The sequence below is a fragment of the Kribbella sp. NPDC048837 genome, from assembly GCF_055586945.1.
Genome location: NZ_JBVJHF010000001.1, coordinates 15,018 through 30,960 on the forward strand (window position 1 = coordinate 15,018; position 15,943 = coordinate 30,960).

A 15,943-nucleotide genomic window follows, 5' to 3' on the forward strand; every position below is an offset into this window, starting at 1 on the left:
TTGCCGATCGGCCTACCGTCACAGCCGTCAGCAGGTACGGCGACCAGGTCCGCGCGGTGCGGCTCGACGTGACGGATTACGCCGCCGCGCAGGCCGCCGTACGGGTCGCTGTCGATGCGTTCGGGCGGCTGGACGTGGTCGTGAACAACGCCGGGTACGCGAACTTCGCGTCGGTGGAGGACATCGAGATCGAGGACTTCCGGGCGCAGCTCGACACGAACCTGATGGGGGTGGTCAACGTCTCCAAGGCGGCCGTGCCGGTGCTGCGCGAGCAGAGCGAGGGGTACATCATCCAGGTCTCGTCCGTCGGGGGACGGGCGGTGGCGCCGGGGTTGTCGGCGTACCAGGCGGTGAAATGGGCGGTCGGCGGGTTCTCCGGTGTGCTCTCCCGTGAGGTGAAGCCGCTCGGTATCAAGGTCACCGTGCTCGAGCCGGGAGGTGCAGAACGCCTTGGCGAGCGATGCGTGTTCGTCGTACGCGAGGCCGGCGTCCTGACGTTCCACCCAGTGAGACATGAAGGGTAATGTCTAGTGGACCAGTAAACTTTGGGACGTGGCCAGCACCTACCGGCGGGCCGCACCAAAGTTGCCCTCGGCCCCGGTCACCAGGCGGGACCGCGGGTGAGCACGGCCGGCGTGGCGACGCCGGCCGTCGCGCGGTTCTCCCGGGCAGAGGGTGCGAACTCCCCGGGAGAACCCAGCGCGGTCAGGGCAGTGGGCGGAGCAGCAGTCTGTTGTCGGTGGTTGCCGCGAAGATGCCGGAGCTGGTCGCGGCGAGGGCCGCGGCCTGCGGGGCCGATCCGATCGGGTGCCAGTCGACGTCGGTGAGGACGGGGTCTCGCATCCACAGCGTGCCGTCGGAGGTGCGGCAGAACAGATGTCCGCCGGCGGCCGCCATCGAGGTCACCGCATTGGCGTGCCCGACCCGTGTCCAGTCCACGTTGGTCAGGACGGGGGAGCGGACCCACAGTTCGTTGGCCTTGGTGGCGCAGAACAGGTTGCCGTTGATCGCGGTCATCCCGACCACCTCGTTGGCGTGGCCGATCGGCGTCCAGTTGAGGGCGGTCAGTGTTGCCTCCCGGGTCCACAGGCGGTTGTCGCGGGTGGCGCAGTACAGACGTCCTCCGGTCGCCGCTAGTGCGACGACGTCGTACGCGTGTCCGATGGGTGTCCAGGGCACATCCTGCGTGACGGCGTCACGAGCCCAGAGGTTGCTGTCCGCGGTGACGGCGAACAGTTGTCCGTCCATGGCGGTCATCGACGTGACGTTGTTGGCGTGGCCAACGGATACCCAGCCGCTGTCCCCGGACAGCTTCTCGATCTGCACGAAGAGGGAGTAGACGCCGCGAAGGTACGGGTCGTCGACGTAGCGCAGCTCGACGATGCCGTTGCCGTAGCCCTGGAGGTTGCTGTTGGCAAGGAAATCGGCCGTCTCGGTGTTCAGCGCGATCGTGGTCGGGTTGAACAGGAAGCCGTCGGGGTTGTTCGGATCGCGGCGGATGCCCACCGGCCGGCGCATGGGCCTGCCGAACGGCGACCACAGTCCGGCCAGGCTGCCGACCGTCTGGATGCCGAGGGACACGGCGTCGAAGACCGGCCTGGCGACCGGCCAGATGTTGCCGAAGATCTCCTTCGCGCGCTGACCGTACTGCGCGTCGGTCTGGACCTGCCAGTCCAGCCAGCCGTCCATGAAGCCGGCCCCCGGGTCCCACTCCCACAGCGTCGGCGTGAGCAGGACCATGTCCTCGTCGGCTTCGAGCTCGCCCTCCCAGATCGTGTACGGCGGCTTGCGCAAGATGTTGGGCGCACCGGTTCGCACCCACGGGTCCGCGACCGCCGGGAACTTGTCACCGGTCACGATTCCGCCGTACGCCGAGGCCGAGCCGGCCTGGACCCGGTTCGGCCGGTTCCAGGCGTCACCCATGAGTTCGCTCTCGCTGTCGAAGTTCTGCAGTACGTCGCCGGCCGCGTTCACCACCTTGACGTTCACGTCGATGAAGACCTCGTCGCGCCAGCCGTCCGCGTTGAGCGCGTCGTCCCAGGTCTCGTTGTGGCACCAGAAGCCGTTGATCGTCGCGCGATACCTCGCCGTTGTCATGATGAGCCCCCAAAAGTCGAAGAAAACAGGCTCTTCGAACGTATTCACGGCGGGCCTGTGGAACGTCCGTCGCGACGTCTCATCCTGGTGGTGGATGCGGGTCGCCGATCCAACCGCCAGGGATGAGGGCGACCAGGACCTCAGACGGATCCCATCCGGCGGCCGCTCGCCTACCGTGGTGGGAATGGGGACCAGGCGGATCCTCGATCCGGGGATCGGTGCGGTGGCGGCCGGCTGGGCGGTGTTCTACCTGTCTCCGGCCCGGCCGGGCTGGTGGGTCGCGGTCCTCGCGGCACTGGCGGGCCTTGCCGGAGGGTTCTGGCGACGACCCCGGATCTCGCTTGCGGCCGCGTTGCTCGCCGACATCGCCGTTCGGTTCCCGGTCGGATGGCTGGCGGCGCTGCCGGACGCCGATGAATGGAACGTCGCGATGTGCGTCATCACCGCGGTATCGCTGGGGGCCTTCACCAGACCGGGGGTCGCGGTGGCCGGCGTGGCCGCGTTGGGATTGTCGGTCAACATCGCGCAGTGGCCGGACGAATTTCCCGAGGATCTCCTGTGGCCGGCCGTCCCACTCGCGGGCGTCGCGATCCTCGCGCACCTGGTGATGCGGTCGCGCCGCGCGGCGGCGTCCCAGCACTCACGGGCGGTCGCGCTGGCCTCGACGAGTCCCGAGCAGGCGGCGCGGACGGCCGTCGCGGCCGAGCGTGCACGGCTCCTCGGCGATGTGTACGACGTACTCCGGACGGCGATCGAATCGATGCGAGCCAACGCCCGCGACGCGCAGACCTGCTCACCAGCGACGGGGGCTGTCCACGCGCGGGCCGTGCAGCGCGACGGCCGGGCGGCGATCACCGAGCTGCGCCGGCTCCTCGGCCTTCTCCGGGACACCACCCCGATGCCATCGACCCAGCCACCGGTCGAATCCCGCCCGGTCCCTGCCGGTCTGCGACGGGTCGACGTACTCGTGGCCGGCTGCGTCGCGACCTTCGCAGTGATCGAGTTCTGGTTGTGGCCGGGTGACTGGGAGCCGCCGGGACCGCCACCGGCACCTCTGGCCGTCACCCTCTCGACGATGGCGGCCGCGGCGATCGTGCTGCGTCGGGTGGACGCCGGCGTGGGTGCGGCGGCCCTGGGTGTCCTGCTGATCGTCGTCGCGGTCGGCGACCTTCCGTTCTTCTTCGGCCTCGCCTTCCTCATCACGGCCGTGGTGCTGAGCTGGTCTGCGATGGGAACGGCGAGGATTCGGTCGACCGTGGGAGTTGCGGTTCTGTTCGCGGCCGTGTGCTGGTACGGATTCGCGTCGTCGGCGACCAACATCGATCTGGTCCGGGAGGTGATCCTCGCGACCGCCGTCGTGTCGCTGGTGACATCACGCCATCGGTCGGCGGCTCGACGGAGCTCCGCGGCGGCTGAACGCCTGGCCGCGGAACGGCGTGAGGCGACCGAGCAGGCGGTCCGCGCCGAGCGCCTCACCGTCGCCAGGGAGTTGCACGACGTGGTGTCGCACGCGGTCGTCGTGATGACCGTGCAGGCCGGCGCCGCCGAGGCACTCCTGCCGACGGCGCCGGCAGCAGCGGCGCACGCCTTGGACCTCGTCGTCAGCGTGGCCACCGCCAGCCTGGACGAGCTCGACCGCCTCTTCCACGCAGCCGGCGCCGAGCCGGCATCCCGCGACCTCTTCGCGCTGGTACGCCGTATGCAGACCGGGGGACTGTCCGTCGAGTACTCGATCCCGCAGGACCCGCGCCCAGGCCCAGTCGCGTACCGCGTCGTCCAGGAGGCACTCACCAACACCCTGCGCCACGCACCGACCGCGACCGTCCACCTGACCGTCAGCTCATCGCCGGACCAGACGACCGTCGAGGTCGTCGACGACGGCCCCGGACCATCGCACACAGGCACCATCCGCGGCTATGGCCTGATCGGGCTGACCGAACGGGTCGAACACTCCGGCGGCACGCTGCACACCGGCCCCGGACCCGGAGGGCGTGGGTTCCGCGTCCTTGCCCGAATCCCCACGGAGACAGCGGAGGCACCGTCATGACAGCACCGGTGAGAGTCTTGCTCGTCGACGACCAGGACCTCGTCCGTGGTGGGCTCGCGGCGATCCTCGGCGCCGACGCGTCGGTGAAGGTGGTCGGCGAGGCCGACAGTGGATCGACCGCGGTCGATCAGGCGGTGGACCTGTCGCCCGACGTGGTCCTGATGGACATCGAGATGCCCCAGGGCGACGGGCTCACCGCTACGGCCGCGATCGTCGACCGATGCCCGCGGGCGAAGGTGCTGATGCTGACCACGTTCGATCTCGACGAGTACATCTACCAAGCGCTGCGAGCCGGCGCTTCGGGTTTCCTCCTCAAGACCACCCCGCCGGCCCAGCTCGCCCACGCCATCCACGCGTGCGTCGCGGGCGAGACCCTGCTGTCCCCGAGCGTGACCCGCCGGCTCGTCGAAAGCTACGTACGGCGCCAACCGGCCGTGACCGCTCCGAGCCTGGCTACGCTGACCAGCCGGGAGCTCGACGTACTGCGCGAAGTCGCCAAGGGAAAGTCCAACTCAGAGATCGGTGCCGCCCTGTTCCTGAGCGAGCCGACCGTGAAGACCCACCTCACCCACATCCTGGCGAAACTCAACCTGCGCGACCGCGTCCAGGCCGTCGTCCTCGCCTACGAGTCCGGTCTGGTCGAACCACGCAACCCGTGAGTCAGGGATGGCCGAGTTGGCTTGTGGTGCGTTCGATGACGATGGAGGTCGCGTAGCGCGGGGTGCCCGGTGGTTCCACGTCGGTCCAGTCGCCGGTGTACTTGCGGGCGATCGTCTTCTCGAGGGCGAGTTCGGGATCCTCGGTGAGTTCGTCGATCCGGCCGCGGAGTTCGAGATAGTGCGTCGGGGCCGCGGGGTTCACGATGGTGAGGGAGATCCGCGGGTCGCGGCGGAGGTTGCGGAGCTTCTGGCGGCCCTCGACCAGGCTGATCCGCACCCGTTCGCCGTCCCAGTGGAACCACAGTGGCGTCACCTGAGGTTCGCCGCGCTTGCCGATCGTGCCCACGAAGGCGACCGCCGTCGAGGACAACAGGTCCTGAAACTCGCTGGGGATCTCCGTTCCTGTCACCTGCGTGAGGATAGGACGAACTGCGAGTCACTCACTGCTCGGGGCTTCGCCGCGGTGCTGGACCACCCAGGTCTCCGCTGCTTGCGTCGCCTGTCCGGTCGACTCCCCGACCAGCTCGGTGGCCTCGAAGACACTGACCGGTCCGGACACGTCCACCCGGTGCGTACGACGCAAGAGCTCCGCAAGACCGTGGTCCACGCCGCTGAGGTACAGCCGGCCGCCGACCGCGTCCAGGGCGGCGGCGTAGTCGGCGAGGACCTTGATGAACGTCGCACCGACGGAGGTCCGGCCACGAAGCCGGAGTACGACGGCGGGTGCCTCGGTGCCGGTCGGGTCGGGCAGCTGGACGCCCAAGGTACGCGAGCCCGCGTAGAGCAGGCTGCCGTACACATCGAGCACGACCGTCTGATGGCTCGACAGCCGCTTGGGGGCCGGGTGCTCGGTCCACTGACTTCCGCCGGCGGATTTCAGCTCGACGACCTTGAGGTCCATCGCCCCCTGGTTGAGCTGCAGCACCAGCGACAGCGTCACGCCGATCGCGACGGCGGTGGAGACCGGCAGGAACAAGGTCGCGAGGAAGGTCGAGACGATCGCGATCTGCGATGTCGGACCGGTGCGCAGGATCGTCTTCAGCTCACCCGGCCGAAGCGAACCGGCGGCCGCGTAGATCAGGACTGCCGCCAGCGTCGGCATCGCCACCAGCCCGACCACGCCGGAGAAGGCCGCGAGGATCACCAGGATCCACAGCCCGGAAAAGATCGCCGCCCACCTGCTGCGGGCGCCGACGGCCTGGTTCAGCGCGGTCTGGCCCACCGAACCGCCCACCGGCTGACCGCGGAAGAAGCCGGCCGCGAGGTTGCCGACGCCCTGCGCGATGAAGTCCCGGTTGGTGCTCGAGACGGATCCGTCGCGGTTGGGTGCGGCCTCGGCGACCCCGCTGCCCTGGACGAGGACGATCGCCGCGACGGCCAGGGCCCCGGTCACCAGGGGGAACGACAGCAGGCCGAGATCCGGCAGTTCCGGCAACGGAATGCCGCGCGGAATCTCGCCGACGTCCTCCACCCGGGTCACCGAGTCGGCACCGGCGAGGACCACCACCGCGGTCGGGACCACCAGGGCGACCAGCGCGCTGATCGAGGCCAGCCGGGTCCGCGACAGACCGATGAGGATGCCGAGTGCCGCGAGTCCCGTCAGCAGGGACGGGATGTCGATCTCCGACGGGTGGATGACGACGTCGACCGCTTTCGCCAGCGCGATTCCGCCACTGGCGTCGACGCCGGTGAGGTCGGGGATCTGGCCGAAGAAGATGTTGACCGAGATCCCGGTCAGGAAGCCGATCATGACCGAGTGCGACACGAACCGCGTGTACCGGCCGAGCCGCGCGATCCCCGCCACGATCATCGCCACCCCGGCCAGGATCGTCAGCAGGATGAGGGCGTCCGGCCGGTCCGCGGCATCCACACCTTCCAGGGCCGACCCGGCCGCGAGTGCCGCCGCCGAGGTCGTGGTGATCACCATGAGCCGGGTGCTCGACGTCAGCCCGCCCGTGACCCGGCCGGCGAAGCTCGCGTACAGGCCGTGGATCGGGTTCACGCCGACCAGGACCGCCGCTGCCATCCCGTCCGGCACGCTGCCGATCGCACCCGGCAGGCCGGCGACCAGATCGGCGCGCAGGTTCCGTCGCTCAGGTCGCACGGACCGCAGCCAACGGAGTACGGGACGCGCGCCGATCACCGAGCTCTCCTCACCCGAGGACTGGTTGCCGAGCCTAGGAGCCGCGGACCGCGCAGACCTCATCCCGCAGGGACGAAGCGAGGCCGGATCGTCCGCCACGGGTGAAGCGCATCGGTCCGGGCGGACCTAGCGTCGAGAGCCAGGGGACGTGTGCGATCACGGAGGGGTGACGGTCCGTGCCGGACCGCCGCCGGCTCTTGGCGTCATTCTCTGAGGGGTGGATGACGCCAAGAGCTGACGTTACCGCTGCCGGTCGCCCGCGGCAGCGACGGGGGGGAACGAGATCGATGACCGGGGCAAAGGACTGAGAACGTGAGCGAGACGACGCGGTCGTCCGGTGCCGATGGGCCCGATGCCGGCTCATCCCGCGGCAAGAGCAAGGGCCAAAGTGTCCGGTCGTGGTGTGTCTACCTGGCCACCACCGCCGGGCTCGTCTGTGCGGTCGCCAGCTGGGGGGTGCGCGGAGTCGTCATCGGTGCGGTCGTCGTCGCGACCGCGACCGCCGTGCTGGTGTCGTCCGCCTGGGGAGCCGATGACCGGCGCCCGGTGTCCCAGATCGTCCGGGTCACGGTCGCGGCCGGACTGATCACGCCGGCCGCCGTGGGTCTGATCGCGGTCTTCAAGTTCGCCGGCGTTCTGACGGTGGTGATCCTGGCGGCGACCACACCTCCTGTCGTCGCGCTCGTCCGGAAGCGCCGGGACGCCCGGGACGCGCGGGAGGACCGCCCCGTCGCACCCCCGGAGCCGATGACACCTCGAGCCCCCGCGATGTCTCGCGATGACGGTTCCGCGGCCGGGCCCTCGGGAGAGCTGGCTTCCCTCGACGACGCGGCCTTGTGCTGGGCCTGGCGCCGGAGCTTCCGGCTGCTGGAGGAGGCCGCTACGGCGGCGGAACGCCTGGCTGTCGTCGAGCAACGGCAGCAGTACCTCGACGAGCTCAACCGGCGGTCCCCCAAGGGAGTCGCCGCCTGGCTCGCCGCCGGCGCCCGCGCCTCCAGCAACCCCCTGCCGTACGTCGACGACGCCCGGCGCCGGGCCAACTGAGCCGAGAACACCCGCCGCCGGATGGGCGCGAACGCCGGCCCGGTCGAGCCAGCCGAGCTGCCTGAACGGCGGCCCGGTCGAGCCAGTGGATCTGCGTGAACGGCGGCCCGGTCGAGCCAGCCGATCTGCGTGAACGGCGGCCCGGTCGAGCCAGCCGATCTGCGTGAACGATGGCCCGGTCGAGCCAGCCGATCTGCGTGAACGGTGGGCCGGTCGAGCCAGTGGAGCTGCGTGAATGGCAGCCGGCCGGTCGAGGCGGCCGGGCAGCGTGAACGGCGCCGGGTCGGTCGGGACTGCGACCGGCCCGGCGCCGTCGTCGGGTGGCTCAGCCGCCGAGCAGCGGCCGGTGTTCCTTCGCGGCGTCGTAGTCGGCAGCGTCCTCGCCGCTCCACGGCGCCTCGCTCGTTCCGATCCGCTCACGGACATCGGACCAGCGGGCGGTCAGCGCGAACAGGACGACGACGTCCAGCGCGATCATCAGCAGCGACCAGACCGGGTACGCACCGATCCAGAAGACCTGGATCACGGCGTGCAGGGACACGAGCACGATCGCTGTGATCCTGGCCCACGTCTGCGCTGCGAGCAGGCCGGCGCCGACCGCCATCAGCAGCAGTCCGGAGATCAGGAGCACCCATCCCCAGCCGGTCGTGTCCACGACGATGAGCTTCTCCCGCGTGACCACCAGACGCTCGTCGGAGAACAGCGCGACGAATCCCTGGAAGACGTTGATCAGTCCGATCACCATGAGCAGCGCGCCGGCGAACACCACGAAGCCGGCCATCGCCGTCCCGCCTCGTTCCGCAGCCATCTCGGCATCTCCTCTCGTTGCACAGCCCGCCGCCGATCGGCGGCGGACCCTCTCTGGATGCTGACTCGCCGTAACCCCGCCGCGCCTCACCCCACGCGGATGAACGACGCGGATGAACGACGCGGGCGGTCAGAGCTGGACGCTGACCGGGAAGGTGGCGATCCAGATGATCGCGGTGAGGAGGACGAGGCTGCCGATCCCGGCCAGGATCCAGCGCAGGCGGCGGCCGGCGATCTTGGTGGTCATCCCGGCGAAGAACAGGACCACGGCGTACAGGACCACGGTGAGTACGTAGTTGCTGGCGATCTGGAGATCACGGCGCACCTCGGCCGCGGAGGTCTCGGCGGCCGCGTCGAGCCGCTCGGCCTCCTGCCGGGACGCGAGCTGGTACTGCGGCATCGCGAAGGGTGTCGGCGGCGCCGCCGGGTTCGTGGCCGGGTCGGTCGCCGTCCAGGCGGTGAACGCGACCCGGAACTCCGGGCGGAAGCGGGCGGCGTAGAAGCGGGCGATCGCGGTCTCACCGCGGCGATCCGCGTCCACCCAGGCGATGAACGTCGCGACGTCCACCTGGCTCTGGAACTGGGCGAGGCCCTGGGCCCGGGCGGCGTCGATCCTGATCGCGTTCGTCCGGCCGGCCGCCTTGGCCTGCTCACCGTTCCACCGGGTGGCCTGATAACTACTCCACGAGGTGCCGAGGGCGGCGATCACGAGCAGGATGGTGACGAGCACCTCCTGCCCGGTGCGACCGCGGCCGGGCTGCTCCTCAGCGGCGGTTGCCATGCTCGTCACACGGAGGGGTCACATTGACCCCGATCACCTTGGCCTGGGCATCGATCAGGTTGATGGTGCGCAGCATCGCCGTCGGCTGCAGCCTGCCCACTCCTTCGCCGTGCGGATGATCGAAGAACACCAGCAGGAACAGCAGGAGCGTGATGACGATCGTCACGCTGCCCATCAGCAGGCCCTGTGTCACCGCGCTCTCGGCCTTGTCGGCGAAGAACAGGGTGTACACGAAGATCACCACCGAGATCACCCCCAGGACCAGCCACAGCGGCGTGGGGATGATGCCCTCCGCCCCGTGCACCCGGTCGATGCGCGCCTGTTCCCGCTGGGCGGTCTGGTCCATCCACCGGTCGTACGCCGACTGCTCGGTCGGCGTCGCCGGGTTGACGGCCGAGATCGTCAGGAACATCTGCGCACCCCACGGGTTGATGGCGTTCCCGAGCGTGCCGGTGTCCAGGGCGTTCCACTCGGGCCCGGCCACGGACCGTGCGTAGCAGACCAGTTCGCCGGTGAGCGCTGTCGCGGTCGTCTTGGGCAGGAACTGCGCCGTCTGGACCTGCTGGGCCACAATCGTCGCCTCGGCCTCGGCGCCGGCCCGCGACTGGTCGTACGACGTGAACGACAAGAAGATGATGAAGCCGAGCAGCACCGAGAAGCCGGTGGCGAGGACACCGAACACGCCCGAGGCGCGGTCACCGTCGCTGAAGCGGCTGCCCTCCGGCGCCCGCCTGCGCACGAGGAGCATCGCCGTGACGGTGACCGCGGTCGTGAGGGTGACGACCAGAGCGGCCCAGACGAGATTCATGGAGTCCTGCCGCTGCTCCCAGGCTTACGCCTGGACGCCGCCCGGGTAGCCCGGGGCCTGGCGGCGCTGGGTCCAGCCGGCACCCCAGTGCACGATGTCGAGGATGGCGGCGAGGACGACCCAGAACCAGTCGGCCCCGGACAGGCCTCCACCCGTGTAGAGGATGACGTACATGAGCGTCGCGAACGGCAGGAAGATGATGCCGAGCAGCGGCCAGAACCACGAGTCGAAGGCGGCGTCCACGAGCTTCGGACGCGCGATCCACACGATCAACAGCCCCAGCCGCGGGAACACTCCGGCCAGTAGGACGAACAAGCACCCCATGTCATTCCTCCCCGCACACGCCTGATCGCCACAGCCGCGGCGACGGTCGACTTGGATCGTTGCGCGAGGCCCCCGCGCTGAGCATCATCCGCCTGGGGTGAATCGATCCGGCCGCGTCCCGAACCCGGTGCACATAGTCCGCCGGGGGTGAGGCTTTCCGGCCGACCCGGCGGAAAGGTGAGCAGAGGTACGCCGGACCGCGTGCGGCCGCGGCCGCCGATCAAGGGAGAGACTCGTGGGATCTGACAGCAAGGCACCGGTCGACCTGTACATCGCCGCCTACTCGGACGCGGATGCCGCGCGAGGCGACTGGGACGCGATCAAGCAAGCGGCTGAGGACGATGTGATCAAGGTGGACGGGCTCGTGCTCGTCAGCCGCGGAGCCGACGGCAAGATCAACGTCGACGACGATTTCCACACGGCCCGGAAGGGCGCCGCCTGGGGCGCGGTCGGCGGTGCGGTCATCGGCCTCATCTTCCCGCCCAGCCTGCTGGCCAGCGCGGCGGTCGGTGCGGGCGCGGGACTCGGTATCGGTGGCCTCAAGTCGCACCGGGAGAAGAAGGCGATCAAGGCCGACGTCGAGGACGCCTTGCCGCCGGACAGTTCGGGCATCGTGGCGCTGTTCGAGGAGACGTGGGTGACGGACGTCGACAAGGCGCTGTCGCACGCGGCCAAGGTCAGCAAGCACGAGGTCGACGCGGACAGTGCGGCGGAGGTCAAGAACGCCGCCAAGTAGCCCGGGGGAGTAGCGATGCCGCGCATCGGCGTACGTCGCTCGGTCGTCGCCGCGCTGGTGACGGTTGCGCTGCTCGTCGTACCGACGGCCTGCACTGACAGTTCGAGCCAGAGTCAGTCGAGGCCGTCGGCGACGGCGGCGCCGTCGCCAGGGGCCGACTGCGCGGCCGCGTCCGGACTGAGGTCCTCGCTCCAGGACCTCATGAACGTGAGGCCGTTGCAGGACGGTCTGACCACGCTGACCGCCGCCATGGCCGACGTCAAGAGCGCCTTGCGCGCTGCCGGAGCCTCGGCATCGGCCGCTCTGCAGCCCGCGATCGAGGGTGTCAAGACGGCGTTCGCGGAGTTGGAGACCGCGGTCAGCGGCCTGAGCGCGGAAACCTTCAAACAGAAGGCGCCGGCGATCAACTCGGCGCTCCAGCACGTCGGTACGGCGGCGTCGTCACTCGGCACGACGCTGACCCAGAGCTGCCCAGTGGGCTGAGCACCCCGGCGAGGAGGCCAGGCATGGGCGGCGTGATCGGCGACATCCTTCCCCTCGCGTTGGGTGTCGCCATCAGCCCGATCCCCATCATCGCTGCGATTCTGATGCTGTTGTCGCCGAAGGCGAAGGCGACCAGCGTCGGGTTCCTCGTCGGCTGGATCGCGGGGGTCGTCATCGCGGTCACCGCGTTCACTCTGCTCTCCGCACTCCTGCCCGAGGACGATTCCGGCGCGTCGAGTCCGGTCAAGGGCACGATCCGGCTCGTCCTCGGCGTACTCCTGATCCTCCTGGCCGCCAAGGAGTGGCGGGCCCGTCCGCGCGGTCAGGCGGTGCCCGCGTTGCCGAAGTGGATGTCGGCCATCGACACCCTGACCCCGGTCACCGGGCTCGGCCTCGGCATCGCGCTGTCGGCGCTGAACCCCAAGAATCTCATCATGGCCGTCGGCGCGGGGATCGCGATCGGTGGTGCCGACCTCGGCACCGGGCAGACCGTCGTCGTCGTCCTCGTGTACACACTGATCGCCGCGAGTACCGTCGCGGTGCCGGTGATCGCCTACCTCGCGGCCGCCAGGCGCATGGCCCAGCCGCTCGAGTCGCTGCGCGGATGGCTGGTCCGGGAGAACGCGGTGGTGATGGCCGTCCTTCTCCTCGTCATCGGTGTGCTGCTGATCGGCAAGGGGATCGGAAGCTTCTAGGGTTTGTCGGCGAAGACCGTCGACCAGTCGTTCTTGATGCTGACCACCGTCCAGTCCTGGGCGCGGGCCTGCTCGAGGGAGGCCTCGGCCCCGGACGTGTAGCTGAACTCGCGCTCCTCGTCGTCGTGCAGGATCAGCAGCCGCAGCCCCGGCCGTCCGGGACCGCCGGCGAACCGGAGCATCGGGACGTCGCCGTTCGAGTTGCCACCGGCAACGACCGGCCGGCGGCCGATCCGGCTCCAGATGCGGACGGGTTTCATCGGGCCGTCGTCGAAGACGTCCATCTCCGCCTGGTAGAGGACCGATCCGCCGGTGTCGTCGTCGTGGTACCGGAGCCCGGCCGAGCTGCCGATGACGCGCTCGGCCGGAATGCCGTAGATCTCCTCGGTGACCGGTCGCATGAAGTCGCGGTCGCCACCGGAGGCGATGAAGGTGCTGAACCCGTTGGCCTCCAGGTAGCGCAGCAGTTCGACCATCGGGAGGTAGGTGCAGTCCCGGAGCCGCCGGCCGAGCGTGGGGTGGTGCGCGGTCTGGAGGAAGCGCTCGGCCAGGTCCGCGTAGGTGTCGACACTCATCGCCGCGAACGCCTGCAGGATGCCGCCCAGGAGCACCTGCACACCGCTGTCGTCGCCGTGGTAGTGCTTGGTGACGACGTCTCCGAGCCAGGCGTAGTCCTTGTCCCGGGCGGCCTGCCACGGCTGCCGGCCTCGCAGACTCGGGTCCTGTTCGGCCATCTCGGCGAACCGCTGCAGGACGAAGCCGAGCTCGACCGGCATCGGCTTCTCGCACCAGAGCGTGCCGTCGTTGTCGAAGACGGCGATCCGCTCGGAGGGCGGGACGTACTGCGCCCCGCCCTCGCGCACGGTCCGGTCGACGTAGTCCTCGATGGCCTGTCGTGCTGGAGTGTCCCTCCAGGACGGCAGCAGCGTGTTCTCGTGACCCGACGTCACAGCTCGGCCTCCTACTCGCGCATCAGCATCAGAGCGGCTTCGCGTTCGAGGTCGAGGTACGGCTCACCGCTGACGTCGACGGCGACCCGGTTGATGGTGCCACCGGTGAAGCGATGAGGTGACTCGCCCGGGTAGTCGTCGGTGATCGGCTCGCCGCTGTGCCTGCCGACGTACAGACCGGAACCCGCGATGGCGAAGGCGCCGAGCTGGGTCTTGATCCGTCCCTCACCGACCTTCTCGTCGCCGTGGTAGAGCGAGAGTGTTCCGGTCGCGGCGTCGGGGTCCATCCCCTCCTTCTCGAAGGAGGCCGAGAGGATCAGGTTCTCGCCGGTCGGGATGTCCTTCGTCCCGACGACCTGTTGCTCCAGCGCGCCGACGAAGCTGTTGACGTAGTGCAGCCGGTTGTTCTTGACGTACAGCGCATGGCCGCCGAACCGGGCGCCCATCGCGAACAGCACGCCCTCGGCTCCCGGCGCGGGGATGTCGACCAGCGCGCCGATCGAGAAGGAGCGGTTGCGGGTGTTGACCGCCTGCCACTCCGAGACCGGGGCGGTGCCCGGGTAGTACACGTAGCGGTCCTTCGGCTTGCTCAGCTGGGGCCGCGCGGTGCCGAGGATCTCCAGTGGCGAGCGGTCGTCGAGCGGGAAGGCGTTGTTCGCGCCGGCCTCCGAGAACCAGATGTTCACCAGTTCGCGCAGCTTCTCCGGCTGCTCCGCCGCGAGGTTGTTGATCTCGGACCGGTCGACGGCGACGTGGTACAGCTCCCACTCGTCGGCGTTGAAGTGCGCCCAGCCGGACACGGTCGGGTGCGTGGTGACCGCCTTCCAGCCCTCGTGGTAGATCGAGCGGGATCCCAGCATCGAGTAGAACTGGGTCCTGCGCCCGGAGTCGGCCGACGCGTCGTCGACACTGGCGCGCATGCTGATGCCGTCGAAGGCGCTCTGGGTGTGTCCCTTGATCGTCGCGGGCGCGTCGACACCGAGGACGTCGAGGATCGTCGGGACGATGTCGATCGCGTGGTGGTACTGGTGGCGGAGCTCGCCGCGGGCCCGGGCACCCTTCGGCCACGAGATGATGCACGGGTCCGCCGTACCGCCGTTGAACTCGTAGCGCTTCCACATCTTGAACGGCGTGTTGAAGGCCATCGCCCAGCCGTTCGGGTAGTGGTTGTAGGTCCGCGTGCCACCCAGCTCGTCGAGCTTGGCGAGGTTCTCGGCCAGGTCGTCCTCGATCCCGTTGGCGAACTTCATCTCGTTGACCGAGCCGTTCGGTCCGCCTTCGCCGCTCGCACCGTTGTCGGACACGAGGATGACCAGGGTGTTCTCCAGCTGGTCGGTCGCTTCCAGATAGCCGAGCAGCCGGCCGATGTGGTGGTCGGCGTGCGCGAGGAATCCGGCGTACACCTCGGCCATCCGGGAGAAGAGCCGCCGCTCGTCGGCGCTCAGCGAGTCCCACGGGCGGGTGAAGTCGAGGGTCGGGAACGGCAGGTGATCCGGGCCGCTGCGGGTCTCCGGGGTGCCGATCGGGTTCACCGGAGGCAGCTCGGTCTCGGGCGGGACCAGGCCGAGTTCCTTCTGGCGGGCGAGCGTCTCTTCGCGCATCGCCTCGTACCCCTGGTCGAAGCGGCCGGCGAACTTGTCGATCCACTCCTTCGGTGCGTGGTGGGGTGCGTGGCAGGCGCCGGGCGCGTAGTAGAGGAAGAACGGTTTGTCCGGGGCGACGGCCGCGGCGTCCTTGATGAACTCGATCGCCTTGTCGGTGATGTCGTCGGTCAGGTGGTAGCCGTCCGCGGGGGAGCGCGGCTGGTCGACCGGGTGGTTGTCGTAGACCAGGTCGGGATACCACTGGTTCGTCTCGGCGCCGAGGAACCCGTACCACCGTTCGAAGCCGCGGCCGGTCGGCCAGTTGCGCCGCGTCGACGCGAGGTTCATCTCGTCGGTCGGGCACAGGTGCCACTTGCCCACCATGTACGTGTTCCAGCCGCGCTCGCCGAGGATCTCCGACAGCATCCCGTTCTCCGGCGGGATCGTCCCGCTGGCGTTGGGGAACCCGATCGCCGCCTCGGTGATGCAGGCCATGCTGTTGCGGGTGTGGTTGCGGCCGGTGAGCAGTGCCGACCGGGTCGGTGAGCACAACGCCGTCGTGTGCCACTGGGTGAAGCGCACCCCGCGCGCGGCGATCGCGTCGATGTTGGGCGTCTCGATCGGGCCGCCGTAGCAACTCATCGCCGAGAAGCCGACGTCGTCGAGCACGATGTAGACCACGTTCGGTGCGCCGTCCGGAGCCCTCGGCGGTTCGAACGGCGTCCAGTCCGGCTCCGAATCGCGGATATCGACATTGATCGTCCCCCGGAACGGCACAGGCATGAC

15 protein-coding genes and 1 pseudogene are annotated in these 15,943 nt (G+C 69.4%); 7 read left to right on the top strand and 9 right to left on the bottom strand.

The annotated features are described in order from the left end of the window. Positions 1 to 26: 26 nt before the first annotated feature. Positions 27 to 524, top strand: a pseudogene (locus ACZ6O0_RS00070) (SDR family NAD(P)-dependent oxidoreductase); the annotation flags it as partial. 181 nt (positions 525 to 705) lie between these two features. Here ACZ6O0_RS00070 and ACZ6O0_RS00075 read toward each other — a convergent pair. Next, positions 706 to 2,097, bottom strand: coding sequence for a PQQ-binding-like beta-propeller repeat protein (locus ACZ6O0_RS00075; protein WP_465762562.1), 1,392 nt, complete (start codon positions 2,095 to 2,097; stop codon positions 706 to 708). Between the two features lie 184 nt (positions 2,098 to 2,281). Here ACZ6O0_RS00075 and ACZ6O0_RS00080 point away from each other — a divergent pair, with 184 nt between their 5' ends. Both ACZ6O0_RS00080 and ACZ6O0_RS00085 read left to right on the top strand, forming a co-directional pair. Then, the gene (locus ACZ6O0_RS00080) at positions 2,282 to 4,144 is read left to right on the top strand and encodes a sensor histidine kinase (RefSeq protein WP_465762563.1); all 1,863 of its coding nucleotides are present in this window, start codon (positions 2,282 to 2,284) and stop codon (positions 4,142 to 4,144) included. Continuing rightward, a complete protein-coding gene (locus ACZ6O0_RS00085; RefSeq protein ID WP_465762564.1) occupies positions 4,141 to 4,803 on the top strand; it encodes a response regulator in 663 nt (220 codons plus the stop codon). The genes ACZ6O0_RS00080 and ACZ6O0_RS00085 overlap by 4 nt, the downstream gene beginning before the upstream one ends. A 1-nt stretch (position 4,804) precedes the next feature. Here ACZ6O0_RS00085 and ACZ6O0_RS00090 read toward each other — a convergent pair whose 3' ends face one another. Both ACZ6O0_RS00090 and ACZ6O0_RS00095 read right to left on the bottom strand, forming a co-directional pair. Continuing rightward, positions 4,805 to 5,212 (bottom strand): PPOX class F420-dependent oxidoreductase, encoded by a 408-nt coding sequence (locus ACZ6O0_RS00090; RefSeq protein ID WP_465762565.1) that lies wholly within the window; start codon positions 5,210 to 5,212, stop codon positions 4,805 to 4,807. Between the two features lie 27 nt (positions 5,213 to 5,239). After that, the gene (locus ACZ6O0_RS00095) at positions 5,240 to 6,907 is read right to left on the bottom strand and encodes a SulP family inorganic anion transporter (RefSeq protein ID WP_465762566.1); all 1,668 of its coding nucleotides are present in this window, start codon (positions 6,905 to 6,907) and stop codon (positions 5,240 to 5,242) included. Between the two features lie 351 nt (positions 6,908 to 7,258). Between ACZ6O0_RS00095 and ACZ6O0_RS00100 the strand changes: the two genes are divergently transcribed. Next, on the top strand, positions 7,259 to 7,990 hold the full coding sequence (locus ACZ6O0_RS00100) for a hypothetical protein (RefSeq protein ID WP_465762567.1): 732 nt from the start codon (positions 7,259 to 7,261) through the stop codon (positions 7,988 to 7,990). Positions 7,991 to 8,315: 325 nt separating this feature from the next. Here ACZ6O0_RS00100 and ACZ6O0_RS00105 read toward each other — a convergent pair whose 3' ends face one another. From ACZ6O0_RS00105 to ACZ6O0_RS00120, 4 genes are all read right to left on the bottom strand, one after another. Beyond that, the gene (locus tag ACZ6O0_RS00105; protein WP_465762568.1) at positions 8,316 to 8,798 is read right to left on the bottom strand and encodes a DUF7144 family membrane protein; all 483 of its coding nucleotides are present in this window, start codon (positions 8,796 to 8,798) and stop codon (positions 8,316 to 8,318) included. A gap of 129 nt (positions 8,799 to 8,927) precedes the next feature. Next, positions 8,928 to 9,578, bottom strand: coding sequence for a hypothetical protein (locus ACZ6O0_RS00110; protein WP_465762569.1), 651 nt, complete (start codon positions 9,576 to 9,578; stop codon positions 8,928 to 8,930). Then, positions 9,562 to 10,386: a bestrophin-like domain gene (locus tag ACZ6O0_RS00115; protein ID WP_465762570.1), complete on the bottom strand. Its 825-nt coding sequence runs from the start codon at positions 10,384 to 10,386 to the stop codon at positions 9,562 to 9,564. Before ACZ6O0_RS00115 ends, ACZ6O0_RS00110 begins: the two co-directional genes overlap by 17 nt. Before the next feature lie 24 nt (positions 10,387 to 10,410). After that, a complete protein-coding gene (locus ACZ6O0_RS00120) occupies positions 10,411 to 10,710 on the bottom strand; it encodes a hypothetical protein (protein WP_465762571.1) in 300 nt (99 codons plus the stop codon). Between the two features lie 235 nt (positions 10,711 to 10,945). Between ACZ6O0_RS00120 and ACZ6O0_RS00125 the strand changes: the two genes are divergently transcribed. Genes ACZ6O0_RS00125 through ACZ6O0_RS00135 form a run of 3 tightly spaced genes read left to right on the top strand, consistent with a single transcriptional unit; the run spans position 10,946 to position 12,624 of the window. Beyond that, on the top strand, positions 10,946 to 11,446 hold the full coding sequence (locus ACZ6O0_RS00125; RefSeq protein WP_465762572.1) for a DUF1269 domain-containing protein: 501 nt from the start codon (positions 10,946 to 10,948) through the stop codon (positions 11,444 to 11,446). A gap of 15 nt (positions 11,447 to 11,461) precedes the next feature. Beyond that, on the top strand, positions 11,462 to 11,929 hold the full coding sequence (locus ACZ6O0_RS00130) for a hypothetical protein (protein WP_465762573.1): 468 nt from the start codon (positions 11,462 to 11,464) through the stop codon (positions 11,927 to 11,929). 23 nt (positions 11,930 to 11,952) lie between these two features. Next, the gene (locus tag ACZ6O0_RS00135; RefSeq protein ID WP_465762574.1) at positions 11,953 to 12,624 is read left to right on the top strand and encodes a GAP family protein; all 672 of its coding nucleotides are present in this window, start codon (positions 11,953 to 11,955) and stop codon (positions 12,622 to 12,624) included. On the opposite strand, the gene ACZ6O0_RS00140 is transcribed toward ACZ6O0_RS00135, so the two are convergent. Both ACZ6O0_RS00140 and ACZ6O0_RS00145 read right to left on the bottom strand, forming a co-directional pair. Next, the gene (locus tag ACZ6O0_RS00140; protein ID WP_465762575.1) at positions 12,621 to 13,574 is read right to left on the bottom strand and encodes an HAD family hydrolase; all 954 of its coding nucleotides are present in this window, start codon (positions 13,572 to 13,574) and stop codon (positions 12,621 to 12,623) included. The genes ACZ6O0_RS00135 and ACZ6O0_RS00140 overlap by 4 nt on opposite strands. Positions 13,575 to 13,585: 11 nt before the next feature. After that, entirely contained in the window at positions 13,586 to 15,940 is a 2,355-nt protein-coding gene (locus ACZ6O0_RS00145) for an arylsulfatase (RefSeq protein WP_465762576.1), read from the bottom strand. Positions 15,941 to 15,943 lie beyond the last annotated feature (3 nt).